Genomic DNA, 24,470 nt, shown 5'->3' with positions numbered 1-24,470 from the left:
CCGGGCTGTGCTGACCGGGCCGGCTGGCCGGGCCGTGCTGACCGGCCGGCCGGCCCGCGCGACCGCGTGCCCTGACCGAACGGCTTCGGTCGATGCTGTCAGAATGTCACTGCTACCCGGACAATCCGTGGCAGACCTGATCGAGGCTGGTTCATCTTCCTGTGATCCTCAACGAGGCACGGCTCGCCGCCGCCCTGCCCGCCTACGAGCTGGGTTCCCAGCTGGGCCGGGGGGCGTTCGGCGTGGTACTGGCCGGCCGGCACCGTGAGCTGGGGCGGGATGTGGCCATCAAGGTCCTGCCGATCGGCGAGGGACGGATGGCCGAGGCCCGGCTGCTCGCGCTCCTGGACCATCCACACGTCGTGCGGGTCTTCGACGCCGTCACCGTGGACGATCTCCACCTGATCGTGATGGAACTGCTGCCGGGCGGGACGCTCACCCACCGCGCGGCGGGTATCTCCACCGAGGCCGTGTGCGCGGTCGGGCTGGCGGTGGCCGCCGCGCTGGCGTGCGCCCACCAGAACGGGGTGCTGCACCGCGACATCAAACCGGAGAACATTCTGTTCGACCGGTCGGGGCTGCTGAAGGTCACCGACTTCGGCATCGCGAAGCTCGTGGAGGGCGCGGCGGCCGACGCGAGCGCGAGCGCCGTCATCGGCACCCCCCGCTACATGGCACCCGAGCAGCTGCTTGCGGGACGGCTCAGCGCCGCGACCGACCTCTACTCCCTCGCGACGATGCTGTACGAGCTGTCCACCGGGAAGCCGCCGTACGGCGCGGGACTTCCGGCGCCGTCCCTCATCGCCCACCATCTGAACGTGCTGCCGCCACCGCCGGTCGGGGTGCCCGCCCGGATCTCCCAGGTGCTGATGCGCGCCCTCGCGAAGGAGCCGGCCGCGCGGCAGCCGTCGGCCCACGCCTTCGCGGTGGAGCTGGCCCACGCCGCAGTCGTCGAACTCGGCCCGGGCTGGCTCGCCCGCAGTGGGCTGGCAGTGCGCCTTGACGACGAGGTCCGCGCGGCCGCCGACGGTCATCCGTTCCCGCACCAAGCTGCGCGTGCCCCGTACCAAGCGGCGCGGGCCCCGCACCAGTCGCGTTCACAGCCGCCGCCGCCGTACCCGGTTTCGCGCCCGGGTCGCCGTGCTGTCGTCGGCCTCGCGAGCGTGCTCGTCGTCGGAGTGGCCGGCCTCCTGTTCATCCTCCTGCGGAACGGCGGCGACGGCGGCGACAGCGGTCGGAGGCTCGCCGGCGGAGGTGTTCCGGACCAGCGGTCGACCGCGCCGCCGTCGACGTCGATCACCGCCCAGCCGCCGGCCCGGGTCGGCTCCCGAAACGCCCCCGAGCTGCTGAGCACCCCGCTGGCCGCGCACACCGCGGCTGTCTGGACGGTGAAGATCTCGCCTCGCGGCGACCTGATGGCCACCGGCGGCGACGATCAGGTCGTCCTGCTGTGGGACGTGTCCGACCCGACCTCGCCCCGCGATCTCGGGACGAGGGCGATCACCCACCTCGGCCGGGTCGAGGATGTCGCCTTCGCGCCGGACGGCCGTACCCTCGCCGTCGCGGGCGAGGAGACCCTGCGGCTGTGGGACATCAGCAACCCCGTGTCGCCCCGGGCTCTCGGTGCGCCGTTGACCGGCTACGCCGGCCTCATGTACTCCGTCGCGTTCGCACCCGGCGGCCGCCTGCTCGCCGCCGCCGGCAGCGGGCAGGCGATGGTCCTCTGGGACGTCGCCGACCGCGCCAGGCCCAGGCTGGTGACCCGCCTCGACGGGCACACGGCGTCGGTGACGTTCGCCCCGGACGGCCGGACCGCGGCCAGCGGCGACGGTACGCGGGCGGTTCTGTGGGACGTCACCGCCGGGAGCTCCGTCCGCGCGACGGCCGAGCTGCCCTCCGTCGCCGCCGGCTGGGTCTACGCCATCGCCTTCTCCCCGGACGGCCGCACCGTGGCCACCGCCGGAGATGCCAGGACGGTCCAGCTGTGGGACATCACCACGCCCACGGAGCCCACCCGGCTCGGCGCCCCGCTGGCCGACCACAGCGCGACCGTCCCCGCGGTGGCCTTCTCGCCGGACGGGCGCACGTTGGCGACGGGCAGCGATGACGGCACGGTGCTGCTGTGGGACGTCACCGACCGGACGGCACCCAGCCGGCTGGGGGAGCCGCTGACGAGCCAGTCCGGCTTCTCGGCCGTCGCCTTCTCCCCGGACGGGCACATGCTTGCCACCGCCGGTGGCGACCGACTGGTCCGCCTGTGGGGCCTCGGCTGAGCTGCGCCGTGGCGGGTTGCGCAGGGCACGGTGCTCGCGTGGTCGACACAGCGGGCTCGCTGACAGGTCTGGCCGGCTACCGGTGGTCGGTTGGTACGCCGCCGGTCGCGAACCGGTGACCGCCGGATCGGACACCGCCCGGTGTGTCACTCGTGTGACGTTCCGTCGTCCATCTTTCGTCGGGTGGCTCCGATGGTTACGCGGCGCCATTGATCTGAGCAGTGGGGTTGTCCTTTCTTGGTCGTTGCGGTGCAGAAAACGGGCAGCGGGATACTGCCGTTGGTCGGAAAGCCCAGGCGGGTGGACGTGTGCGGGTCACCCCGCCTTCGGGGCGTATGAGTGCACCCATAGGATCACCCACCGTGCCAGGTACAACGGCCGCGGTGGGTCGAATACACCACCACGCGTCAGAGCGACGTCATGATTCTTGACCGGGCGCGGGTCGCCGCCGCACTGCCCGGCTACGACCTGGGCGAAGAGCTCGGCTCGGGCGGGTTCGGGCTGGTGCTGGCGGGTGTGCACCGTCACCTGGAGCGCCGGGTGGCCGTGAAGGTTCTGGCCGGGGCGGATCGGGACAGGGGAGCGTCGCGTTTCGTCGACGAGGCCAGGATTCTGGCCGCCCTGGACCACCCGCATATTGTGCGGATCTACGACTATCTTGAGTCCGATGGTTTGCGCGTGCTTGTCATGGAAATGCTTTCCGCCGGTCCGCTGAGCCTTTATCGCAGTGACCTGGACGGGCCCCGGGTCTGTGCCGTCGGACTGGCGGTCGCCNGTGCACTGAGTTGCGCGCATGCTCGCGGTGTACTGCATCGCGATATCAAGCCGGACAATGTTCTGTTCGACGCCGAGGGGTTGCTGAAGGTCGCTGACTTCGGTGTCGCGAAACTGGTCACCGGCCCGGTGGCGACGGCCAGCGGGCTGGTCGGGACCCCGTTCTACATGGCTCCGGAGCAACTGATGGGGGGTCACCTCAGCGCCGCCACGGACCTTTACGCGCTCGGAGTGGTGCTGCGGCTGCTGCTCGTCGGTGAGGATGAGGCGGTAGGAGACCTGGGCTCAATGGAGGGGCCCGCCGGGTTCGCGCCGGCGCCATGGCGGAGCCGCTTCGAGGCCCGCTGCCTGCCTCCGGCCGGCGTACCGGAACCGGTCGCGAGCGTCCTGGTGCGGGCGCTCGCACCGGACCCGGCGGATCGTCCGTCATCGGCGCGGGAGTTCGCCCTCGACCTGGCCCTGGCCGCGGCCAGGGCCTACGGCAGCGGCTGGACGACCAACACCGGGATGGTGCTGCACCTCGACGACGAGATCCGGCGGGCGGTGGAGAACCCCGCGCCCTCCCGAGGAACGGTGAGCACACCGGCCGCCCGCCGGAACCAGGGCTCACCGACACCCCCCGCAACCCCGACGCCGACACCCCCGTCGGCCCCGGCCGCAACTCCCGACCCCACTGCCGCCCCCACTCCCGCCGCAACCCCGGCGGCAGCCCCGACTCCGACCTCAATCCCGACTCCGACCTCAATCCCGACTCCGACCTCAATCCCGACCCCGACCTCAATCCCGACCCCGACCTGGCCCCTGACATCGCGCCCCGTTCCGCCGTCCGTGACACCGCCCCCGCCCCCGCCGCCGTACGCGGGTGAGCCTCCCGGCTCCGGCTCAGGCGGTACACCTCCAGGAAGGCCCGCCCGGCCAAGGCACCGGGCGCCCTCCGGGCCGGGATCGAAGGCCGGCCGGAGGGCTGCGGGCCGGCGCGGCCTCCTCCTCACCGTGCCGATCGCCCTCACCCTCGCGGGCGTCCTCGGCACGCTGGCCACCACCTGGCACGGCGACGCCGACCGGTCGAGCACCCCCCAACCCCGGCAGAGCGGCGAGCCGCCCACCCGGGAGCTCCAGCAGATCGGCGAGCCGCTGACCGGACACACCGGCTGGGTCACCGCTCTGGAGGTCTCCCCGGACGGCCGCACGCTCGCCAGCGGCAGTGCGGACGGAACCGTCCAGCTCTGGGACGTCTCCGACCCGGCGCGCGCGCACGCCATCGGTGACCCGCTGCCCGGCGACACCCCGGGAGTCGTGTCAATGGCCTTCTCCGCCGACGGAACAATGCTCGCAAGCGGCAACTGGGACGGGACGGTGCGGATGTGGGACGTGCGAGACGTGCGCCGCCCGGCACCGATCGACTTCCGGCNGCCCGTCAGGACGCCCGCCGCGCCGGAGTCCGCCGGGGTGGCTTCGGTGGCGCTGTCCAAGGACAGGCGCATCCTGTTCGAGAGCGACAAGAAGGGGAACGCGCGGATCTGGGACGTGACGGACCCGGCCACGCCGCAACGACGTAAGGAATTCGAGACCGCGCGGCCCGGCGTCAGGTGGGCGCGGCCGATCATGGCGCCGGACGCCACTGTTGTCGCGGGATTCGACGGGGAGAGCGCCGTACGGCTGTGGAACGTGTCGGCCCTGCCGGCCGTGACCGTGATAGACAAAGCCCTGACCGGCCACGGCAACGCCGTCTGGGCATTGCGCTTCTCCCGGGACGGGCACCTGCTCGCCAGCGGCGGCTTCGACCACGACGTCCGGCTGTGGGACGTGACGAATCACCGGCACCCCCGGCCGGCAGCCAGATCCGTGCACGGACACACCGAAAGAGTGTTGGCGGTGGCGTTCGCGCCGGACGGCAGCACCGTTTTCAGCGGTAGCGAGGACATGACGATACGGCTGTGGTCCGCGACCGAACTGTCCGCCGCCGGCGTGTGACGGCCTGCCCCGCGGCGTTGCAGGCAGGACGACCGAAGCGCGCCGAAGTTCGGGGAATGTGCGATCCTGCCGGGCATGGCCTTGGAACCGGCACCGAACTCGTCGACCGGATCGGTCACCGCCCTACGGACCTGCCCGCTGTGTGAGGCAACCTGCGGATTGGAACTGCGAATCGAGGGCGGTCGCGTGCGGACCGCCCGCGGCGATGCGCAACATCCGCTCAGCCGCGGTTTCATCTGCCCCAAAGGCGCGTCGTTTCCGCAGCTGGTGAACGACCCCGACCGGCTACGCCGTCCGCTGGTGCGGGACAGGGCCACCGGTGAGCACCGTGAGGTGAGCTGGGACGAGGCGTTCGCCGCCGTCCGCGCGGGGCTGAGCCGGGTCGTCGGCGCGCACGGCCCGGCCGTGGTCGGGCTCTACTCCGGCAACCCGAACGCCCACACGATGGCCGGCGGCCAGCACCTGCCCGCCTTCGTCCGCTCGCTGCGCACCCGCGGGCGGTTCAGCGCCTCCACGGTCGACCAGATGCCGATGCACGTAGCCTGCGGCCTGGTCTTCGGCCACCCCGGCCTGATCCCGGTACCTGACCTGGACCGCACCGGATATCTGCTGATGCTCGGTGCCAATCCGGCGGTGTCCAACGGCAGCCTGTGCACGGCACCGGACTTCCCGGGCCGGCTGGCCGCCATCCGGGAGCGCGGTGGGAAGGTCGTCGTGGTCGACCCGCGGCGGACCCGGACGGCCACCCTCGCCGACGAGCACCTGCCGATCCGGCCCGGCTCCGACGCCCTGTGGTTGTTCGCGATCGTCAACGTCCTCGCCGCCGAGGGCCTGGTCAAGCTCGGCCGGCTGGCCGGGCAGGTCACGGGGGCGGAGCGGGTGCTCGAACTGGCCGCCCCGTTCACCCCCGAGGCGGTCGAGGCGGCCTGCGGCATCCCCGCCGAGACGACCCGGCGGATCGCCCGTGAGCTGGCCGCCGCGCCGCGAGCGGCGGTCTACGGCCGGATGGGCACCACCACCGTCGAGTTCGGGGCCACGACGAGCTGGCTGACCCTCGTCCTGAACGTGCTCACCGGCAATCTCGACTCTCCGGGCGGAATGATGTTCGGCCGCGGCGCGCACGGCCGGGCCGACCGGGTGCCGCCGGGGCAGCCGGGAACCGGCCGCGGCTGGGGCACCGGTCGCTGGCACAGCCGCGTCCGCCGGCTGCCCGAGGTGATGGGTGAGCTGCCCGTCGCCACACTCGCCGAGGAGATCGACACCCCGGGTGAGGGACGCCTGCGGGCGCTGTTCACCGTCGCCGGCAACCCGGCCCTCTCGACCCCCGACTCGGGGCGGCTGGCCGCGGCGCTGACCCAGCTGGACTTCATGGTGAGCGTCGACCCGTACCTGAACGAGACGTCCCGCAACGCGGACGTGGTGCTGCCGCCGACGGACTCGGCCCGGGTCGGTCACTACGACTTCAGCCTCGGCGCGCTGGCGGTCCGCACGGTTGCGACCTACTCTCCGCCGGTGCTGCCGCCCGACCCCACCGGGATGGCCGAGCACGACATCCTGGCCAGGCTGACCCTCATCGCCCAGGCCCTCACCGACCCCTCCGACCCCTCCGACCCCTCCGCCAGCACCGCCAGCACCGCCGGGTCCGGCGGGTCCGGGGAGGCCGCGGCTGACGGGGTGCCGGACCAGGCCGCGGTGGACGCGTTCCACGAAAGCCTGGTTCTCGACGCGCTGCGGCGCGCCGTCGGTGAGCGGGGCTCACCCGTCCTCGGCCGCGACGTCGCCGAGCTGCACGCCCAGGTGGACGGCGCCAGCGCCCCCGAGCGGCTGCTGGACGTCGCGCTGCGCACCGGCCACTTCGGTGACGCGTTCGGGGCGCGTCCAGGCGGGCTGCGGCTGAGCACGCTGCTGGCGAACCCGCACGGGGTCGACCTGGGCCCGCTCGAGCCACGCGTTCCGGCACTGCTGCGGACGCCCAGCGGAACGATCGAGCTGTGTCCGGAGCCGGTGGTGGCCGACCTGGACCGGCTGCGCACCGTGCTCGGCGCGCGGCCCGCGACCTCGGAGCTCACGCTGATCGGCCGTCGGCACCTGCGGACCAACAACAGCTGGATGCACAACGTCCCGGCCATGGCCAAGGGGCGGAACCGTTGCACGCTGCTTGTGCACCCCCGAGACGCGGACCGCAGCGGCGTGCGCGACGGGGAGCCCGCCCGGGTCACCTCAGCCGTGGGCTCGCTGGAGGTGACGGTGCAGGTCAGCGACGAGGTTATGGCCGGAGTCGTGTGCCTGCCGCACGGCTGGGGCCACGGGCTGGCCGGCACCCGCATGTCGGTCGCCGCGGCGCACCCCGGCGTGAACACCAATGTTCTCACCGACGCGTCGCGGCTCGATCCGCTTTCGGGCACCGCGGTGCTCAACGGCATCCCGGTGCGGGTCACCCCGGCCGGCTGAGGCGCTGGACGTGCCCGGAGCACCGGCGGGAGCGGCGGCCGAACCCGGCGGCGGGCAGGGTGGGCCGGCCGCCGACGGCGGGACGATCCTGATCCTGACCCTGGGGTACCTCATGCTCGCGGCGATGCTGGCGGTGGTCGTCACCGACGTGTCCGTGGTGTACCTGGCCCGTCGCTCGGTGGCCTCCGCGGCTGACGGCGCGGCGCTCGCCGCCGTCCAGCGCATCGACGAGAACGCGATCTACACCGCGGGGGAGGACTTCACCGCGCTGCCGCTGCGCGACATCGAGGACACCGTCGCGGACTACCAGACCCGGGCGGACCCCTCCGGCCGCACGGCGCTGACCGCCGAGCTCGCCGACCCGGTGACCGTGCGGGTCGAGGGCAGCCGGGAGGTCCGGCTGCCCGTGGTCGGCGTCCTCGGCGTGGGCCCGGTGACGGTACGCGCGGGCGCGCAGGCCCAGACGCGGGTCAGGACTCCGGCGGAACCGTGACCGGGCGGTCCGTTCCCGCGGGCCGCCCAGATCCCGTCGCGCCCAGATCCGTCGCGCTCAGATCCCGTCGCGCTCAGATCCCGTCCCGTCGGTAGTGCCTCGCGCGGCGCGCGGAGCCCGGCGCGGTGCCGGCACGGTGCCGGTCGCCCCGGTCGCGGGGACCATCGCACCGAAGTCGGCGGCCCCGCCGGCCCCGGGGCGCGGCGCCGGCTCCGGCTCGGAGATCCAGGTGGAGGTCACCGCCACCAGGTCGTCGAAGCCGTGACCCGTCCGGATCTCGGCGAGGTCGGAGACGTCCCGTACGAGCCGGGCCACCCATTCGGCCGGCCGGCGGGCCGCCAGCGCCACCGCCTCGGACGCATGCTCGATCGCCTCGTCACGATCGGGAAAGGCCCGGGCGACGGCCGCTCGCGACTGCGCCATCCGAACCGAGACGATCATGCCGGTCTGGCCGCTGCGCGCGATCAGCGACGCCGCCCGGTCGAGGTAGGGGGTCGCCTCGTCGGCGGCCCCGACGGTGGTGAGCGCCTCCGCGCAGGCGAGAGCGAGGTCGGCGGGGGAGTAGGTGTCGAGGCTGAAGCCCGGCCGCCCGTGCATCTCCTCGCCGAGCTCCGCCATGGTCGCCCAGGCTCGGGCCACCGCGTCGCGTACGCCCGCGGTATCGCCGGCGGCCGCGCAGGCGCTGGTGGCAACCTTGCCAGCGATCAGGGCCCGGGTCGGGCTGCGGCCGGCGATCCGTGCCGCCGAGCCGGCGATCTGCAGGGCCACCGAAGGACTGTGTGGGCGCACCACCCGGGCGCGCAGTGCCAGCGCACGGGCCGCCAGCGGGCCGTCACCCGCGGCGCGGGCCAGGGACGCGGCGCGGTCGGCCCGGCTGGCGGCCCTGGCGTGCTGCCCCCGGTCGTAGGCGGCCGCCGCCGCGGCGGTGGTCACCGCGGCGTGCAGCCACATCCAGTCGATCGCCGGACGTCCACGCAGGCGGTACTGCTGCGGGATGGTCCGGGTCGTCTCCTCCAGCGGCTCGAGGGTGGCGGCCGTGACGGCGAGATCGACGGTCTCGTAGTTGGCCACCGCCGCATGCAGCGCCGCCAGGCAGGTGTCACGCAGGCCCGCGGCGGTCTCGTGCCCGGCTGTGGGCGACTGGGGGCTCATCGGGCCAGGACCCCCGTCGCCGGGGCGGAGTGACCCGCCTGCTCGGCGACCGCGCGACCGGCGCCTGAACCGCGACGTGCGGCGCACTGACATGCTCGACATTCGCTGACAGGTCGTCCGTACCCGGCCGGGTATCGGCCGGGTATCGGTTGCCGGCCGTTGCGAGTGCGCATATCCGCTGACCTCACGTCTGTTTGCCGCTGCGTTGTCTGTTGCTGGCGCCGTCGGTCGCCTGCCGCCGCGGTGCTGGTCGCGGCGGGCCGATAACGTCGCCAAACACCGGCGGTGGGCCCGCCGGTCGATGTCGTGGTCCAGTGCGTGCGTCGTCCGAACAACAGAAGAACGTGTGGACGGCAGCACCTTCGATGCCGGGCACGATCAGGCGGCAGCGCTGCCACCGGGGCGACGTTGCCCGCCTACTGGTCTGGCAATCCCACCTGGTTCGGCGATCCCGCCGGTGCGCCGCCTGCGTCAGCGCAGACGTTCCGCGGCACGGGTTGCCGACCGGCCTCGCGACACGACGGTTCCGGGCCCGTGGACCTCGTCGTCCATTGCCGGGCCGCCGCCGGGCCGTGCGTCGGGCGAGGCCGCCCCGGAAGGCCACGGTGAACCATTCGGGTCACCCGCCGGGTCGAATCGCCGAACGCCGCGCCCCACCGCGCCGCGATGAATCGACGATATCGCTTCCGTCTGCCTCAGGAGCGGTTCGGGTGCGGGGCGTGATGTGGAACGCACCTCTCCGGATGCTGCTGGCGGAAACATCTCGTGGCATTTTGCTTGCTGGCGGCGACCTGGCGGGCCGCATGTTAACCGGATATTTCAAAGCGCCGTTGCATGTTTCTTTCCGGTGACCCGGCCGACGGCCCGGCGGGAGGCCTGCCGCCGGCCAGTGAAAGTGGTGGAAGAGGTCCGAACCGGTACGGTCGGTTGTCGCCGCCCGGTGGGCGGGCCATCGCCGATGGGATCCACCGGCCTGGTCCGGGCAGGTCTGACGGCCTGCCCGGCGGGTATCCGCGACAGGTCCGGAAGACCTGCCCGGGGTACCCGGAGCGCCTGTGGTGCCCGGGCCGGGCATCGGGCCCACCGTGCGCTGACGGTCGGCCGGCTGGCCGGCGGTTTGACCGTCTGTGGCCCCGCTCGCGCGCGCCGGTAGGCTGGCACCCATGGCCGTCGACCTCTCCGAGGAGATCAAAACGCTCGATGCGACGCTGGTGGGCATCGAGACGGTGCTCGACATCGAAGGCCTCCGTCGTCGTGCCCAGGAGCTGGAGGAGGAGGCGGCGGACCCGGAGCTGTGGAGCGACCAGGTGCGCGCCCAGAGCGTCACCAGGCGGTTGTCCGCGGTGAAGGGCGACATCGGTCGGGTCGAGGGCCTGCGGCGCCGGNTGGACGAGCTCATCACCGCCCTGGAGCTGGGTGACGACGACCTGCTGGCCGAGGCCGCGGTGGATCTCCCCGCCCTCACCCGGGATGTCTCCGCGCTCGAGGTCCGCACCCTGCTGTCCGGGGAGTACGACGAGCGGGACGCGATCGTCCAGCTCTCCGCGGGCGCGGGCGGTGTCGACGCGGCCGACTGGACCGCGATGCTGCTCCGGATGTACCTCCGCTGGGCCGAGCGGCACGGCTACGCGACCGAGGTGTTCGACACCTCCGAGGCGGAGGAGGCGGGCCTCAAGTCGGCCACCTTCCAGGTGAAGTGCCCCTATGCCTACGGAACGTTGCGCAGTGAGCACGGCGTCCACCGGCTGGTCCGGATCTCGCCGTTCGACAACCAGAACCGCCGGCAGACGTCCTTCGCCGGCGTCGAGGTGACCCCGGCCGTCGAGGTCTCGGATCATGTCGACATCGACGAGAAGGAACTGCGGATCGACATCTTCCGGTCCTCCGGGCCCGGCGGGCAGGGCGTGAACACCACCGACTCCGCGGTGCGCATCACCCACCTGCCGACGGGCATCGTGGTGACCTGCCAGAACGAGCGCAGCCAGCTGCAGAACAAGGCCGCGGCGATGCTGGTGCTGCAGGCCAAGCTGCTCGATCGTCAGCGTGCGGAGGAGGCCGCGGAGAAGCAGCGGCTCACCGGCGGGCCGCAGGACGTCTCCTTCGGCTCGCAGATCCGCAACTACGTGCTGCACCCGTACCAGATGGTGAAGGACCTGCGTACCGACGTCGAGACGTCCAACACGGGCGCTGTGCTCGACGGCGACATAGACGATTTCATCGACGCCGAGATCAGGTGGCGCAGGGCCGCCGAAAAGGCCGGGTGACCGAACTTTCGCGGCTTTTGCGCGGCGGTTCGGCGATAATCCCGAAAACTTTCCGGGCGCTTTTCGGGCGATAGTGTGTCGATTTGTTGCCGTCTGGTGCGGCCGGCGGGGCGGGATCGGTCTTCGGAATTCATAAAAGGCGCCCCGCCCGGCCGGGTATCTTCCGGGTCATTGTGTCCCGTCATGCGGGGACGGACATCGAGGGATTGGCTCGCCGTCCGCACGCGTGTAGAGTGACGCTCCGTGCCGACCGAGCTTCTTCGACGAGACGGCGGGNGGAATGTCCGAACTCACGGCGCTCGTCTCGGGGCGTGACGACTGATGACCGGAATGTCGACAGCCATGACGGCTTCACCGGACGGGACGTGGCCTCCTGGTAACCCGCAGGAGGATTCGTCCGCGGTGTCCGGCTCCTCCAGAGCCGTGCTGCCGGTGCTCATGTACCAGAGCATCGGTGAGTCGTCGGCCGCGGCGTTCCACCGGTGGGAGGTGCCGGCCGGTGCCCTCGCGGAGCAGCTCGGCAGCCTGGCCGAGCACGGCTACACCGTCACCAGTCTGTCCGACGCCCTGGCCAACCCCCGGGAGCGCCAGGTCGCGATCACCTTCGACAACGGGTTCGAGGACTTTCTGACCAGGGCGCTGCCCGTGCTCGCCGAGTTCGGGGCGCGGGCGACGCTCTACGTGCCGACCGCCTATGTCGGGCAGCGGGCCCGCTGGCTGGAGCCCTACGCGGAGCGTGAGCTCGCCCTGCTGGACTGGCCGGCGCTGGCCGCGCTGATCGATCGCGGCATCGAGATCGGCGCCCACGGCCACCGTCACGTGGAGCTCGACGTGGTTCCGCCCGCCATCGCGCGTTATGACGTGACCGCGAGCATGCGCACCATCTCCGAGGAGACGGGCCGCCGGCCGGACAGTTTCTGCTACCCCTACGGTTACCATTCGCCCGGTGTGCGACGGATTGTCGAGAGTGCCGGATTTGGGTCCGCCTGTGAGGTGGGCTATCGCCTGCATCGGCGCAGCCGTTCCCGTTTTCAGGTGAGCAGGCTGCTCGTCGGGCGTTCGGTGGGGGCGGCCGACATTCTTCGCCTGGTCACCGAAGGGCAGCGGGAGGCCGCACTCGCGGCCAGGCGCAGGCTGCGGTCCGGTTGGCGTGCGTACCGGTCGCTCCGCTGGCGGCTCGGTGTGGAAACGGCCTGACGCGCCCCAGGCACTCCCCCTGAAATGCCTGGGTCGCCCAGAGCGTCCGGTGGAACAGCCTGAGCTGTCCGGTCCGCCGGAAGTAGCTGAATCGCTCGGCGGGGTTTCCTGAAACCTGTTCGGGAGGCATCCGAATGCCGCTGAGGCCAGCGTGCGGGTCTTTCTCCACGCGCGGAGAGATCCCGCTGTCGGGGTCGGCCCGAAAGTGTGGACGAGCGCCCGAAGGTGACTGCCGCGTGCCCGGCCAGGCCACTGTCATCCCACGGCCCAGCGCCGTCGCCACCCCAGGATCCGGGCCGCTGTGAGCGGGGTCATAGCGGCCTGAACTTCCCGGAGAGGTCGNGGGCGACCAGCGTCAGGACGCACACTGACCAGGCAGAGCACGCAGACGCCGCGGAACGTCCACGGTGCGGTGCGGTGAGCGACGCCGGGGGTGGGTGTGGACGCGTGGGGCGGATGGGTCGCNCTGGTCGGGGCCGGTCCGGGTCGGGGGGACCTGATCACGCTGCGCGGCCTGCGGCTGCTGCGCCGGGCGGACGTGGTCGTCGTCGACCGGCTCGCGCCCCGCGAGCTGCTCGCGGAGGCGCGCCCGGAGGCGGAGATCGTCGACGCCGGCAAGGCGCCGCACGGGCACAATCTCACCCAGACCCAGATCAACACGCTCATCGTCGAACGTGCGCAACGTGGCCTGGCTGTCGTCCGTCTCAAGGGGGGTGACCCCTTCGTCTTCGGGCGGGGCGGCGAGGAGGCCCTGGCGTGTGCCGCGGCCGGTGTGCGGTGCGAGGTGGTGCCCGGTGTGACCAGTGCGGTCGCGGTGCCGGCGATGGCGGGTATTCCGGTCACCCACCGCGGATCGACGCAGGACGTCGCGATCGTCTCCGGGCACGTCGATCCATCCCATCCCGGCTCGACGGCGGACTGGGACGCGTTGGCGACCGGTCCTGGCACGGTCGTCGTCCTCATGGGCGTCGCGGCGCTGTCCAGGATCAGCGCCGAACTGATCAAGCGCGGGCGGTCGCCCCGGACCNCGACAGCGGTGATTCAGGACGGCGGTACGGAACGCGAGCGAACCGTCACCGGGGAGCTGAGCGAAATCACCGGGCTGGCGCNGGCGGCACGGATCTCCTCCCCGGCGGTGATCGTGATCGGTGAGGTGGTCGGGCTGCACGGCAGTCTCGGCCTGAGCCGGATCCCGGACGCGGAGGTGGAGCTCGGCACCGGACCCTGACACCGGGTATCCGGACGCCGGGCTCGTGACAGCCGGGCTCGTGACAGCCGGGCTCGCGCGGCACGGCTGGCCCTACTCGAACAGCGCCCTACTCGAACCGCACCTCGGTCAGCAGGGCGGCCTCGTCCCGGGTGATCGCGCGGGCCCAGGTCCACCCTTCATCGACGAGCGAGCCGTCGCGCAGCGAGTCCCGCAGGCGTTCCCAGGACCGCTCGTGCCGCCGGAACGACCGTGAGGGGACGATACGACCGCGCTGGTGCTGCCCAGCCAGCGCGGTGTCCGGTGGTGTCTCCAGGAAGACCAGGTAGGCGGGCCGGCGGCGGATCCGTGCCAGCAGGGCGACGGTGCGGCGGGCCCACCCCCGGGTACCGCACTCGTGGATCACCAGATCGCGGCGCGGCCCGGCCGCCCAGACCGCGATGCGTGCATAGTGCACCGTGTGTACGAGGGGTCGGTACAGGCTGTAGGGGAGCAGGTGCAGCCGGCGAGCCAGCACGTCTCGCACCTGTGCGGAGTCCAGAACCATCGGCCCGGCCTCGGGTGGCACCCGCCGGACGGCCCGCGGACCGCTTCGCGACCCGGCCGCCGCCCGGCTGCGCGGCCTGGCGGCGGGCTGCGCCGGCACCGGTAATGCCGCCTGGAAGAGACGGTGGATGAGGGTGCTCTTGCCAGCGCCCGGGATGCCGGCCACGAGCAGGATCCCACCCGCCGGGAGCACCAGCGTCCGCACGGGATCCAGCGTCCGCACGGGGCCCGGTGGCTGGCCGGGTTGTGGTGCCCGGCCGGGTTGTGATGCCCGGCCGGTCGCCGCGTCCGAGCGGGGCCCACCCCCGCGCGCGTCATACCCGGCCACGGCGACCGTATCGGCCAGCGGTGACGTACCGCGCCGGCCTCAGATCCGGTAGCCGGCGAGGGCCAGCAGTGCGATCAGCACGGTCAACAGTGCGATCAGCAGTTGGGGGGAGATCGTGAAGGACGGGTGGTGCATGGACTGGCGGGCGGCGCGGCAGCTTGGGCAGCGGCCCTCTGCGACCGGACCGGCACATCTCGCACAGACGAGGTCTTCGCAGCACATGTGCCGTCCTCCTTCGGCCAGGTCCCGTGACCGACGGATCCACCCGACAGGGTCCGTCACCGGCTGGACGCGATACGAGACCTCCACGGTACGCCCGGTGGATGCCGTCCGCTGGCGCACGCGGCCGTGTGAACCCGGCGATCGCGGACGCGCGCGGGTGACGGTACGAGACCTGACCCATCCGACTACGTATCGTGATGGGTCCGCCTCGCGGGCTAGGGAGGTCCCGATGATCCGACTTACCTCCGTGACCAAGTGCTACACGGCCGGGAGTCGTCCGGCGCTTTCCGAGGTCTCGACCGAGATCGACGCGGGTGAGTTCGTGTTCCTGGTCGGCCCCTCGGGCTCCGGGAAGTCGACCCTGCTGCGCCTGCTGCTGCGCGAGGAGCGGGCCACGGCCGGCCTGGTCGAGGTGGGGGGACGCGATGTCGCGCGCGTGCCGGACCGCANGGTACCTCTGCTGCGCCGGACCATCGGCTGTGTCTTCCAGGATTTCCGCCTGCTGCCGGATCGGACGGTGGCCGGAAACGTGGCCTTTGCCCTGGACGTCGTCGGTCGGCCCCGACATGTGGTCCGCTCTGTGGTTCCCGAGATGCTTGATCTGGTCGGGNTGACCGGCAAGGAGAAGCGCTTCCCCGACGAGCTCTCCGGCGGGGAGCAGCAGCGGGTCGCGATCGCGCGGGCGTTCGTCGGACGCCCGCAGGTGCTGCTGGCGGACGAGCCGACCGGCAACCTCGACCCCGCGACCAGCGCCGAGATCATGGACCTGCTGGAGGACATCAACGAGGCGGGAACGACCGTCCTCATGGCCACGCACAACGCCGGGCTCGTCGACGCCATGCGCCGTCGGGTCCTGGAACTCGACGGGGGCCGACTGGTCCGTGACGAGCGCCGAGGCGGCTACGACGCCCCTGTCGCCACCCCCGCCCCCGTCGCCGCCTCCGGGGAGGCCGGCCGCGTCGTCGTGCCCGCGCCGCGGCCGGCGGAGCCCGTCGGCTGGAAGACGCGCTGATGCGTGCGGGCCCGCTGCTGGCGGCGCTGGCCACCAGCCTGCGTCGCAACGTCGCGATGACCTGCGCGGTGGTCGTCACCATCGCGATCTCGCTCGCCCTGCTGGGCGCCGGCCTGCTGCTGCGCGCCCAGGCGCAGACCGTGGACGGGTTCCTGCTCGACCAGATCGAGGTCGTCGTCGACCTGCAGGACGGACTGCCCACCGCCGACCGCCAGGCGCTGCGGGACGAACTGGCCGCCGACCCGCTGGTCGTCAGGGTCACCTACGAGAGCAAGCAGGCGGTCTACGAGCGGTTCCGCCGTGATTTCCGCAGCTCCCCGGACGTCGTCGCGGGGGTGGGCCCGGACGATCTCCCCGCCTCCTTCCGGCTCGCGCTCACCGATCCGCGGGACGCCGCGGAGATCGTCTACGCGTACACTGGCCGAGAGGGTGTCGAGGCCGTTCGAGACCAGCGAGCGCTCCTCGGCCCGCTGTACCGCTTCCTCGACGCCTTCACCGTGGGGGCGTTCGCGCTGGCAGGCGTGCAGGCCGCGGCGTCGTTCGTCCTGATCTACACCATGATCCGGATCTCCGCGCACGCCCGCCGCCGGGAGACCGCGATCATGCGGCTCGTCGGGGCGACCAACGCGGCGATCCGGGCGCCCTTCGTGCTGGAGAGCGCGCTCGCCGGTCTGGTNGGTGGGCTGCTGGCCGTCGGCGTCCTGCTGCTAGCCAAGATATATCTGGTGGACGGACGTTTCGCCCATCAGACAATGTTCCCACTGTTCGGCTGGGACGCGGTCTGGATGGCGGCCGGGACGGTGCTCGCCGTCGGTGTCACGGCGGCGGCGGGCATGGCCTCCGTCGCGCTGCGCAGGCACCTGCGCACCTGACGGCGTCCCGGGCAATGGGGCGACGAACCGTGTGACGGACGGGAAGCAGGGCAGACGGCAGTGCCGAAGGAAACCGGGCGCAAACTGATCGCGCAGAACAAGCGTGCCCGCCACGACTACGAAATCCTCGACACCTACGAGGCGGGGCTGGTGCTCATGGGCACCGAGGTCAAGGCGCTGCGCGCCGGCCGGGCCTCCCTGATCGACGGTTTCGCGCAGATCGCTGACGGTGAGATGTGGCTACATAACGTACACATCCCGGAGTACACCGAGGGGACGTGGACCAACCACGCCCCTCGGCGGCGGCGCAAGCTCCTGCTGCACCGGGCGGAGATCGAGAAGCTGATCGGCAAGACCCGGGAGGGCGGGCTCACCGTCGTCCCGCTCTCGCTGTATTTCAAGGACGGCCGCGCGAAGGTCGAGATCGCGCTTGCCCGCGGCCGGAAGTCATATGACAAGCGGCACGCCATCGCCGAGCGTGACGCCACCCGGGAGATGAGCCGGATCATGGGTCAGCAGGCGAAGGGCCGCCGTGGCTGATGCCGGCCCTGCCTGCGTCCCGGCAGACAGTGCCGCCGCGGCGAGTACCGGGGGCTCGGCAGGCGGTGCGGCGGAGCGGCTGGCCGTGCTCGAGGCGCTGCGGACCCCGCTCGGCACAGAGCTGCTCGCCGCGGCCGCGGCGGCGCTCGCGGACGGCGCCGAGCTCGCGGTGGGCACGCGGCTGCGGGCGGCCGGTCATCCAGTCGACCTGGTGGCAGCGGCGTTCACCCAGGCCGAGCTGCGGGCGCGGGCGCGGCTCAAGTTCCCTGCGGCGGACCGGATGTTCTTCACCCGGGCCGGGCTCGAGCAGGCGTCCTCGCAGCGCAGCGCGGAGCACCGGGCCGCCCGGTTCGCGGGTCTGGGCCGGCTGGCCGACCTGTGCACGGGGATCGGCGGTGATCTGCTGGCGCTGGCCGCGCACCATCCCGTACTCGCGGTGGACCGCGACCCGCTGCACCTGCGGATGGCCGTCCACAACGCGGACCTGGTCAGCGGCACCGGCGGCACCGGCGGCACCGGCGGCACCGGCGGCACCGGCGGCACCGGTGGTGCCGGTGGTGCCGGCGTCGGCCGTGGCGTCGCGGTCGAGCCGTGCGTGGCCGACGTCCGCGATGTCGATCTGCGCGGCGTCGACGGGGTGTTCGTCGATCCCGCTCGGCGCGGCGGTGACCTGCGGATGGCGACAGGCGCCAGCGAACCGCCGCTGGGGTGGTGCCTCGGGCTGGCCGAGCGGGTCCCGGCCGTGGCCATCAAGGCCGCTCCCGGGCTACCGCTGGATCTTGTCCCGCCGGGCTGGGAGATCGAGTTCGTCGCGGACCGCCGTGGTCTGAAGGAATCGGTCCTGTTCTCGCCCGCGCTGGCGACGGCGGCACGGCGCGCCACAGTTCTGGGAGCGGCTGGCGGTCACGGTGACCAGGGAGCCGGGCAGGTGGCGACCCTGACGGGTGACCCCGACCCGGAGCCGGACAATCGGGCCGACGACGCCGCCGGTGGTCCTGCCGACGAGGATCGGACCGGCCGGCTCCCACTCCGCCCGCCAGGTCCGTTCGTCTTCGACCCGAGCCCCGCGGTGACCCGGGCGGGCCTGGTCGGCACTCTGGGTCGCCTGGTCGGCGGCTGGCAGATCGACCCGCGGATCGCGTTCCTCGGTGCGGACCGGCCGGTGGCCACCCCGTTCGCCCGCGTGCTCAGGGTCCAGGCCGAGATGCCTTTCGACGTCCGCCGGGTCGCCGCCGCCGTGCGTGCCGCCGGGGTCGGCGCGGTGGACGTCCGCCGCCGGGGCCTGGCTGGCGATGTCGACGCGATCCGCCGGCGGCTGCTGCCATCCCGGCGTGATCTGGTGCCGCACGGGCCGACGATGACGGTGATTATGACGAGGGTGCGGGACGAGCCCTGGGCGCTGCTGTGTACCGAGGTCACTCCGGCCGACTGGGAGGCGTGACGCCGGCCGGCGCCCGCTGGCGGGAGCCGGCCGGGGCGGGAGCGGAACCGACGGTGGCGAGCGCCAGGCTCGCCAGCGTCAGCGCGAGTCCACAGATCAGGGGGAACAGCACGGCGACCTTCAGGAAGCCCAGTGCGCCCACCGCCGCACTCGTGAGCAGCAGCGCCGGGCCGACCAGCTGCCGCAGCCCGCGGGACCCGTGCCCGCCGCCGAGGCGGGTCTGGATGACGAAGGTGGTGATCGTGGTGGTCAGCACGTTGGTGGGAATCTCCGGCCGGGCCAGCCGTTGCGCCGTCGCGTGTTGCAGGCCCATCCCGACGGCCAGCATCGAGACCAGCGCGTAGTCGGCCTGGCTGGGCTGGGTGTCGATCAGCCTGCCGCCGGCGGCGACCGCGGCCCGCAGGTCGTCGTGCAGCGCGAACATCGTCAGCAGCAGCGCTCCGCTCAGCAGGAGCGCCTGCACGGCGGTGACCGCCCCGAGCCACAACCGGGAATGATCATCGAAGCGTGCGCTGATCCGGCCTCCCACCAGCGCGCCGAAGACGAAGCAGGCCAGCGCGTCCAGGGACAGCACGCCGGAGATCCCGCTGGCGCCGGCCAGCGAGAATCCGAGCACGGCGACGTTGCCGGTCATGTTCGCCACGAAGACCTCGCCGAGGCCCAGGAAGGTCATGGAGTCCACCAGGCCGGTCAACGCCGTCATCATCAGCAGCAGGGCGGTGACGCGACGCTCCGCTGTCCGGGGCATCCGGGTGTGCTCGGTGGCGGCTTCGGCGCGCCCGCCCGCAGGCACGTTCTCCCGCTCCGGCCCGGCGCCGGAACGCCGGGGGTATCCGGGCGTGTGCACCGGGTGAGTATCAGGGAGTCGGGACCACTCAGAGGCGCAGCGGGCGGATCGGCGCGGCGATCAGGCTCGGGTCGGCTCGCCAGTCGACTCCGGGCACGTCGACGTACAGCTCGATCTCGTTCCCGTCCGGGTCGTAGATGTACAGGCTGTGGGTCACCGTGTGGTCCGAGGCCCCGGCGATCCGCACGCCGGCCTCGGTGATGCGGGCCAGCGCCGCGCGCAGCTCGTCGTCGCTGTCGCCGATCTTCAGCCCGAAGTGGTACAGCCCCACCCGCCGCCCGCGGGGCAACGCCGCCGCGTCCTCGCCGACCTCGATCAGCAGCAGTTCATGATGCGTCCGCCCGGAGGAGAACGCCGCGGCGGGGATGTTGATCCGGCCGTCGCCATCGCCGGGGNCCGGGAAGACCTGGCGCCACCCGAGAACGTCCCGGTAGAAGGCTACAGACCGTTCCAGGTTGTGGACGTAGAGCACCAGATGCCCAAGTTCCTTGATCTCCACGGTTCCTCCCGATGGGCGCCCTTCATGGTTGAAGGTTCAACTGTACGACCCGGGTGGATGTTCCCGGCCTGATCGCAGGCGCCTCGGCACCGAGGAACGCTCGTACCGAGGAAGGCCGGCGCCGAGGTACTCGGCGCCGAGGAGGGGCGGCGTCGGGGCGTGGCGGCAGGCCGGCACGTCGGTCGATATCGGCTGGTGGTGCGGGCCCCGGTATGGGAACATGTGGGCCACGGTGCACGTTGCACCGTGTAGCGCCGGTGGCTCACCGGTGGTTCGGTAAGGTTGTCAGGTAGTCACACACCAGGGGGTGACCGGCTTCGACTCCGGACGTCGAGGCAGGGGAAGCGGGCCGAGGATGAGCGGTTATCTCGTTAACGATCCGTTCGAAACAATAGCTGCCACTAAGACGCAGCCTGCTACCTCCGCTTACGCCCTCGCGGCCTGAGCAGAGACTAAGTAGCCGTCAGCCTNGGAGTTCCTCCGGCCCAGGATCTGGCGTCGCTAGGAGGATCACCTTCCCATCCGGTCGCGNGGTGGGTCGGGAAATCTAACAGCGACTGAGCCTGCGCCGGCTTGCCTGCGGGACCGGCGGGGCTGAGAAAAAACAAGCAGGCTGCGCCCGGAGAAGCCCTGTGTCGGGGCCGGAGGACGCGGGTTCGATTCCCGCCACCTCCACCACGATGCGTAACAATGCCCTGACCTGGGCAAATAGGTAAAATCTATGAGATCTGATGGTTGATCGAATGGAAGATGTCCAGGTCGGGGCATTGATCGTTTGGTTCGATTCCCTAAACGTGTCGGCGGACCTTGGTTACGGGGAGTAGTTGCGGGGGGTTGGTCGGCTGGCCAGTCAACGCGAGGTGTAGTTGGTGCGGGCCCGTTGCGGCCCGATCGGAGTAAATCGGTGAGTAGCGCGTAGCGGGGCATGATCGCGCTCGGCACCGCGTGATTGGGCTGAGGGCGTTCTGNGTTGGGGTCGTACAGTCGTCGGCCGTGGCCCGTTATGTGCAGATTGCAAATGATCTGGCGTGTCGTGTGCGCTCCGGGGAGCTGACGGCGGGTGCGGAACTGCCGGGGGNGCGGGAGTACGCGCGGGNGCTGGGGACGACGTCGTCGACGGTGGTGCGGGCCTACCGGTATCTGGCGGATGGTGCGGTGATCACGCTGGTGGATCGGCGGCGGGCTCGGATCGCCGGGGATGGTGCGATCGCGGCGGCGCGGCTGTTGGAGCCGGAGCGGGTATTCCGGCTGGCGGGCAGCGACGATCCGGCGTTGGGGGTTCTGCTCGGTCGGCTCGGTGCGCTGGTGGAGCCGGNGGGGGTGCGGGGGAGTTTTCCCGGGCTGCGGGCGGTCGCGCGGGGTGAGGCTGACGGCGCGGTGATCCATCTACGGCATCGTGACGGGGTGTACAACGAGGCGTTCGTGCGGGCGGTGCTGGGCGGCGAGGAGCCGTACCTGTTGCATCTGTGGCGGCGCGAGCAGGGCCTGATCGTCCCCGCTGGTAATCCGCATGGGCTGGCCTCCGTCGCTGGGATCGGCGGCCGGCAGGTCGCCCGACGCGAGATGGGGGCNGGGACCCNGGTACTGCTTGATCAGCTGCTGCTTGCCGANGGGATCGCCCCGGACGCGGTTGCCGGACCGGAACTGTCCTCGCATATGGAGATCGCGTTCGCGGTCGCCCTGGGGATCGCCGACGTGGGGGTGGGGGTACGGGCAGGGCTGGCGGATCTGGGGCTGGAATTCGTCCCGCTGCTGTGGGAGCCGTACGAGATCGCTCTCGGGCGGGAGGCGTTGGGCGCGGCCCGGCCGCTGCTCACCGCGCTGCGGGACCCCGCCCTACATCGAGCGGCCACGGCACTGGGTGGCTATGACCTCGCCCACACCGGCACGGTCCGGCCGGTCGGCCCGGACCGTGCACGCGAGGGATAGCCCTGCGGTTGTTGGTGCGGACAGTGGTAGCACAGATCGCACCGAAGATCATTATATGCGGTGCGAGGGAGGAAGAACAGTCTGCACCTGCGGCTCTTGATCCGGTCTCCTTTCTTATGTGCGTAGGCAGGCGGAAAGTGAGGCGGCGGCCGGATCGGTGCCGGAAGCAGCGATCGGTACCCCGGAGGAGTCGGTTGGTCGTCGGCCGTGGCTGACCCCGGGGGTGGGGGGGATCGGGACGGCGAGTTTCCTGGCCGACGTTGGTCATGAGGTGCCGACCGCGCTGATGGCCGGTTTCGTCACCTCGACGCTGGGTGCGCCGGCCGCCGCGCTGGGGGTGATCGAGGGCATCTCGGACGGGCTGGCTGGTGCGGGCCGGTTCGTCGGGGGTGCGCTGGCCGATGATCGTCGGCGGCGCCGGACGGTCGCGGTGGGTGGCTATACCACTACCGCTGTGCTGTCGGCGCTGATCGGGGTGACGACGTCGGCGGTGCAGGCGGGGGTGTTGCGTGGGGCGGCGTGGGCGGCTCGGGGGCTGCGGGTTCCGGCCCGTAATGCGCTTCTTGCCGATGTGGTGCCTGCCGCCGCCTATGGTCGGGCTTACGGGTTCGAGCGGACCATGGACAATCTTGGGGCGATCGTGGGCCCGCTGCTCGCGCTCGGTCTGGTGTCGCTGGTCGGCGTGCGGACCGCGATGCTGCTGTCAGTTGTTCCAGGGTTGCTGGCCGCGGTCGCGATCGTCTACGCGATCCGGCAGGCGAAGCTGCCCCGCGCCGGTGAGCGTCGCCGGCTGCGGTTCCAGGTCCGGCCGGTGTTGCGCGGGCAGCTCGGGCGGGTGCTGGCCGGGTTCACCGCCTTCGAGGTCGGCAACGTGGCTGCTACCCTGCTGATCCTGCGGGCTAGCGACCTGCTGGCCCCTGGCCACGGCACGGACGCGGCCACCCGGATCGCGATCGGTCTGTACATCGCCTACAACGTCGCTGCCACGATCGCGTCGTTTCCCGCCGGAGGGGTCTCCGACCGGCTGGGCCGCCGTGGGCCGCTGCTGGTCACGGTCGCCGGCGTGACGGCGTTCCTGCTCTCCTACCTGCTGTTCGCTGTGTCCGGGCCGCAGGTCTGGCTGCTGGGTGCCGCGTTCGTGCTGGCCGGGGTCGGCATCGGGTGCGCGGAGACCGCGGAGCACGCGGCGGTCGCCGTGTTCGCTCCCGAGAAGATCCGTGGGTCGGCGTTTGGACTGCTCGCCACCGTGCAAGCGGTCGGGAACATCGCGGCCAGCGTCGCCGCCGGGCTCCTCTACACGGTGGCCTCACCCACGTTCGCGTTCGGCTACCTCGCGGCCTGGATGGCGCTCGCGCTCACAGCGCTCCTGTGGGCGACGCGGAAAACCCCTGGCGCGCAGCCGGTTCGCACCCGTCGACCCACACACTCCTGAACCGGGCCTACTGGGGTGGGCTGAACACGGCGGCGAGGGCAACGAGTGCTTCGGGGACGGCGCGGTAGTAGGCCCAGACGCCGCGTTTGTCGCGGGTGATCAGGCCGGCGTCGACGAGGACTTTGAGGTGGTGGCTGATGGTGGGTTGGGTGAGGCCGAGGGGTTCGGTGAGTTCGCAGACGCAGGCTTCGCCACCGTCCCGGGCGTAGATCATCGACAGGAGTCGTAGTCGGGTCGGGACGGCGATGGCCTTGAGGACGGCGACCAGGGTGTCGGCTTCCTCAGCGGACAGCGGTGCGCGGGACAGCGGGGTGCAACAGGCCGAGATCGCCCCTGCGAGACCCGGCGGGCTGTCGGCCGTCGCGCCGANGACCGGCAGGGTCGCCGCTGCGGTGGTGGTCGCCATGCCTCCAGCATGCCTCAGCTATTGACAGGCGTCTATGTCTGCGTCCATCCTCGGCTCGTCAGCAACATAGACGAGTGTCGATGTGATGGGTGGTTGTGATGGCCAGGGTGCAGTTGGCGTTGAACGTGTCCGATGTGGACGCGGCGGTGGAGTTCTACTCGAAGCTGTTCGGAGTCGCGCCGGCGAAGCGCCGGCCGGGGTACGCGAACTTCGCCGTCGACGTGCCGCCGTTGAAGCTGGTGCTGATCGAGAACCCGGACGCCCGCGGCGCCGGCGTCGCCGGTGCGCTGAACCACCTCGGGGTCGAGGTCGAGTCCTCCGACGAGGTGGGTGCCGCGACCGCGCGGCTTTCGGGCGCCGGGTTGGACACGGCGGTCGAGGAGAACACCGCCTGCTGTTACGCGGTGCAGGACAAGGTCTGGGTCGACGACCCGGACGGCGCACCGTGGGAGATCTACACGGTCCTCGCCGACATCGCCGAGAGTACCGGCACCCAGCTGCGCACCGTCGAGCCGGGCGGCGGCCCCGGTTCCGCCTGTGACTGCGGGCCGGTCTGCGCCCCCACGATGACGATCGAACCGGCACCCGCCGGCGCGACCCGCTGACACCGG

The 24,470-nt window shown here is 71.9% G+C and carries 16 protein-coding genes, 1 other RNA gene and 15 pseudogenes; 26 read left to right on the top strand and 6 right to left on the bottom strand.

Annotation, left to right across the window (positions count from 1 at the left end; all coding sequences use genetic code 11):
- Positions 1 to 161 precede the first annotated feature (161 nt).
- From UG55_RS22495 to UG55_RS22480, 6 genes and pseudogenes are all read left to right on the top strand, one after another.
- Positions 162 to 2,273, top strand: coding sequence for a WD40 repeat domain-containing serine/threonine protein kinase (locus tag UG55_RS22495; protein WP_066072731.1), 2,112 nt, complete (start codon positions 162 to 164; stop codon positions 2,271 to 2,273).
- Between the two features lie 420 nt (positions 2,274 to 2,693).
- Positions 2,694 to 3,047: pseudogene (locus UG55_RS42170) on the top strand (protein kinase); the annotation flags it as partial.
- A gap of 1 nt (position 3,048) precedes the next feature.
- Positions 3,049 to 4,458, top strand: a pseudogene (locus tag UG55_RS42165) (protein kinase); the annotation flags it as partial.
- A gap of 194 nt (positions 4,459 to 4,652) precedes the next feature.
- Entirely contained in the window at positions 4,653 to 5,021 is a 369-nt protein-coding gene (locus UG55_RS47890) for a WD40 repeat domain-containing protein (RefSeq protein WP_396230979.1), read from the top strand.
- Positions 5,022 to 5,096: 75 nt separating this feature from the next.
- A complete protein-coding gene (locus UG55_RS22485) occupies positions 5,097 to 7,472 on the top strand; it encodes a molybdopterin oxidoreductase family protein (RefSeq protein ID WP_066072726.1) in 2,376 nt (791 codons plus the stop codon).
- Positions 7,473 to 7,482: 10 nt separating this feature from the next.
- Positions 7,483 to 7,965 carry a pilus assembly protein TadG-related protein gene (locus tag UG55_RS22480; protein ID WP_066072725.1) on the top strand — a complete coding sequence of 161 codons (483 nt, stop codon included), beginning with the start codon at positions 7,483 to 7,485 and terminating at the stop codon, positions 7,963 to 7,965.
- A gap of 57 nt (positions 7,966 to 8,022) precedes the next feature.
- Here UG55_RS22480 and UG55_RS22475 read toward each other — a convergent pair whose 3' ends face one another.
- The gene (locus tag UG55_RS22475) at positions 8,023 to 9,117 is read right to left on the bottom strand and encodes a hypothetical protein (protein WP_066072722.1); all 1,095 of its coding nucleotides are present in this window, start codon (positions 9,115 to 9,117) and stop codon (positions 8,023 to 8,025) included.
- A gap of 1,163 nt (positions 9,118 to 10,280) precedes the next feature.
- Between UG55_RS22475 and prfB (UG55_RS42160) the strand changes: the two are divergent.
- From prfB (UG55_RS42160) to UG55_RS45685, 6 genes and pseudogenes are all read left to right on the top strand, one after another.
- A pseudogene (prfB, locus tag UG55_RS42160) lies at positions 10,281 to 10,502 on the top strand (peptide chain release factor 2); the annotation flags it as partial.
- Position 10,503: 1 nt separating this feature from the next.
- Positions 10,504 to 11,381 (top strand): peptide chain release factor 2 (gene prfB, locus UG55_RS22470; protein ID WP_242424948.1); only part of this gene is annotated, 878 nt, incomplete at its 5' end.
- 321 nt (positions 11,382 to 11,702) lie between these two features.
- Positions 11,703 to 12,578, top strand: a complete 876-nt coding sequence (locus UG55_RS22465) for a polysaccharide deacetylase family protein (RefSeq protein WP_066072718.1) — start codon at positions 11,703 to 11,705, stop codon at positions 12,576 to 12,578.
- Between the two features lie 466 nt (positions 12,579 to 13,044).
- Positions 13,045 to 13,605, top strand: a pseudogene (gene cobA, locus UG55_RS22460) (uroporphyrinogen-III C-methyltransferase); the annotation flags it as partial.
- Position 13,606: 1 nt separating this feature from the next.
- Positions 13,607 to 13,687 (top strand): annotated as a pseudogene (locus tag UG55_RS42155) (uroporphyrinogen-III C-methyltransferase); the annotation flags it as partial.
- A 1-nt stretch (position 13,688) separates the two neighbouring features.
- Positions 13,689 to 13,806, top strand: a pseudogene (locus UG55_RS45685) (hypothetical protein); the annotation flags it as partial.
- 88 nt (positions 13,807 to 13,894) lie between these two features.
- Here UG55_RS45685 and UG55_RS22455 read toward each other — a convergent pair.
- Positions 13,895 to 14,536, bottom strand: a complete 642-nt coding sequence (locus tag UG55_RS22455; protein WP_242424947.1) for an ATP-binding protein — start codon at positions 14,534 to 14,536, stop codon at positions 13,895 to 13,897.
- A gap of 574 nt (positions 14,537 to 15,110) precedes the next feature.
- On the opposite strand from UG55_RS22455, the pseudogene UG55_RS42150 reads away from it, so the two are divergent.
- The 7 genes and pseudogenes from UG55_RS42150 to UG55_RS29230 all read left to right on the top strand — a co-directional run.
- Positions 15,111 to 15,330 (top strand): annotated as a pseudogene (locus UG55_RS42150) (ATP-binding cassette domain-containing protein); the annotation flags it as partial.
- A gap of 1 nt (position 15,331) precedes the next feature.
- Positions 15,332 to 15,491, top strand: a pseudogene (locus UG55_RS42145) (cell division ATP-binding protein FtsE); the annotation flags it as partial.
- Between the two features lies 1 nt (position 15,492).
- Positions 15,493 to 15,893: cell division ATP-binding protein FtsE (locus UG55_RS42140; RefSeq protein WP_242424946.1), on the top strand; the 401-nt coding region annotated here is incomplete at its 5' end.
- Positions 15,893 to 16,569, top strand: a pseudogene (locus UG55_RS22440) (permease-like cell division protein FtsX); the annotation flags it as partial. The gene UG55_RS42140 and the pseudogene UG55_RS22440, both read left to right, overlap by 1 nt.
- A gap of 1 nt (position 16,570) precedes the next feature.
- Positions 16,571 to 16,765 (top strand): annotated as a pseudogene (locus UG55_RS42135) (cell division protein FtsX); the annotation flags it as partial.
- 60 nt (positions 16,766 to 16,825) lie between these two features.
- Positions 16,826 to 17,305 carry an SsrA-binding protein SmpB gene (smpB, locus tag UG55_RS22435; protein ID WP_066072706.1) on the top strand — a complete coding sequence of 160 codons (480 nt, stop codon included), beginning with the start codon at positions 16,826 to 16,828 and terminating at the stop codon, positions 17,303 to 17,305.
- Positions 17,298 to 18,746, top strand: a complete 1,449-nt coding sequence (locus UG55_RS29230) for a THUMP-like domain-containing protein (protein WP_396230977.1) — start codon at positions 17,298 to 17,300, stop codon at positions 18,744 to 18,746. Before smpB ends, UG55_RS29230 begins: the two co-directional genes overlap by 8 nt.
- Here UG55_RS29230 and UG55_RS22425 read toward each other — a convergent pair.
- The 3 genes and pseudogenes from UG55_RS22425 to UG55_RS42130 all read right to left on the bottom strand — a co-directional run.
- Positions 18,721 to 19,593 (bottom strand): YoaK family protein, encoded by an 873-nt coding sequence (locus UG55_RS22425; RefSeq protein WP_242424945.1) that lies wholly within the window; start codon positions 19,591 to 19,593, stop codon positions 18,721 to 18,723. The genes UG55_RS29230 and UG55_RS22425 overlap by 26 nt on opposite strands.
- A 28-nt stretch (positions 19,594 to 19,621) precedes the next feature.
- Positions 19,622 to 19,988, bottom strand: a pseudogene (locus UG55_RS22420) (VOC family protein); the annotation flags it as partial.
- 1 nt (position 19,989) lies between these two features.
- Positions 19,990 to 20,092 (bottom strand): VOC family protein (locus UG55_RS42130; protein WP_242424952.1); only part of this gene is annotated, 103 nt, incomplete at its 3' end.
- A gap of 303 nt (positions 20,093 to 20,395) precedes the next feature.
- Between UG55_RS42130 and ssrA the strand changes: the two genes are divergently transcribed.
- The 6 genes and pseudogenes from ssrA (at position 20,396) to UG55_RS22405 (ending at position 23,453) form a co-directional block, all read left to right on the top strand.
- Positions 20,396 to 20,770, top strand: a transfer-messenger RNA (tmRNA) gene (gene ssrA, locus UG55_RS22415).
- Between the two features lie 315 nt (positions 20,771 to 21,085).
- A pseudogene (locus tag UG55_RS45680) lies at positions 21,086 to 21,170 on the top strand (GntR family transcriptional regulator); the annotation flags it as partial.
- A 19-nt stretch (positions 21,171 to 21,189) separates the two neighbouring features.
- A pseudogene (locus UG55_RS42115) lies at positions 21,190 to 21,407 on the top strand (molybdate-binding protein); the annotation flags it as partial.
- 5 nt (positions 21,408 to 21,412) lie between these two features.
- Positions 21,413 to 21,663: pseudogene (locus UG55_RS42110) on the top strand (substrate-binding domain-containing protein); the annotation flags it as partial.
- 40 nt (positions 21,664 to 21,703) lie between these two features.
- Positions 21,704 to 22,021 (top strand): substrate-binding domain-containing protein (locus UG55_RS42100; protein ID WP_304440446.1); only part of this gene is annotated, 318 nt, incomplete at its 5' end.
- 118 nt (positions 22,022 to 22,139) lie between these two features.
- Positions 22,140 to 23,453 (top strand): MFS transporter, encoded by a 1,314-nt coding sequence (locus UG55_RS22405; RefSeq protein ID WP_083987091.1) that lies wholly within the window; start codon positions 22,140 to 22,142, stop codon positions 23,451 to 23,453.
- Between the two features lie 7 nt (positions 23,454 to 23,460).
- On the opposite strand, the pseudogene UG55_RS22400 reads toward UG55_RS22405, so the two are convergent.
- Positions 23,461 to 23,822, bottom strand: a pseudogene (locus UG55_RS22400) (ArsR/SmtB family transcription factor); the annotation flags it as partial.
- A 135-nt stretch (positions 23,823 to 23,957) separates the two neighbouring features.
- Here UG55_RS22400 and UG55_RS22395 point away from each other — a divergent pair.
- A complete protein-coding gene (locus UG55_RS22395; protein WP_066072696.1) occupies positions 23,958 to 24,464 on the top strand; it encodes an ArsI/CadI family heavy metal resistance metalloenzyme in 507 nt (168 codons plus the stop codon).
- Positions 24,465 to 24,470: the final 6 nt, after the last annotated feature.

Source organism: Frankia sp. EI5c, from assembly GCF_001636565.1.
Lineage (GTDB): Bacteria > Actinomycetota > Actinomycetes > Frankiales > Frankiaceae > Parafrankia.
The sequence above is the reverse complement of the archived record's forward strand: the minus strand, read 5'-3'. Positions and strand labels throughout refer to the sequence as shown.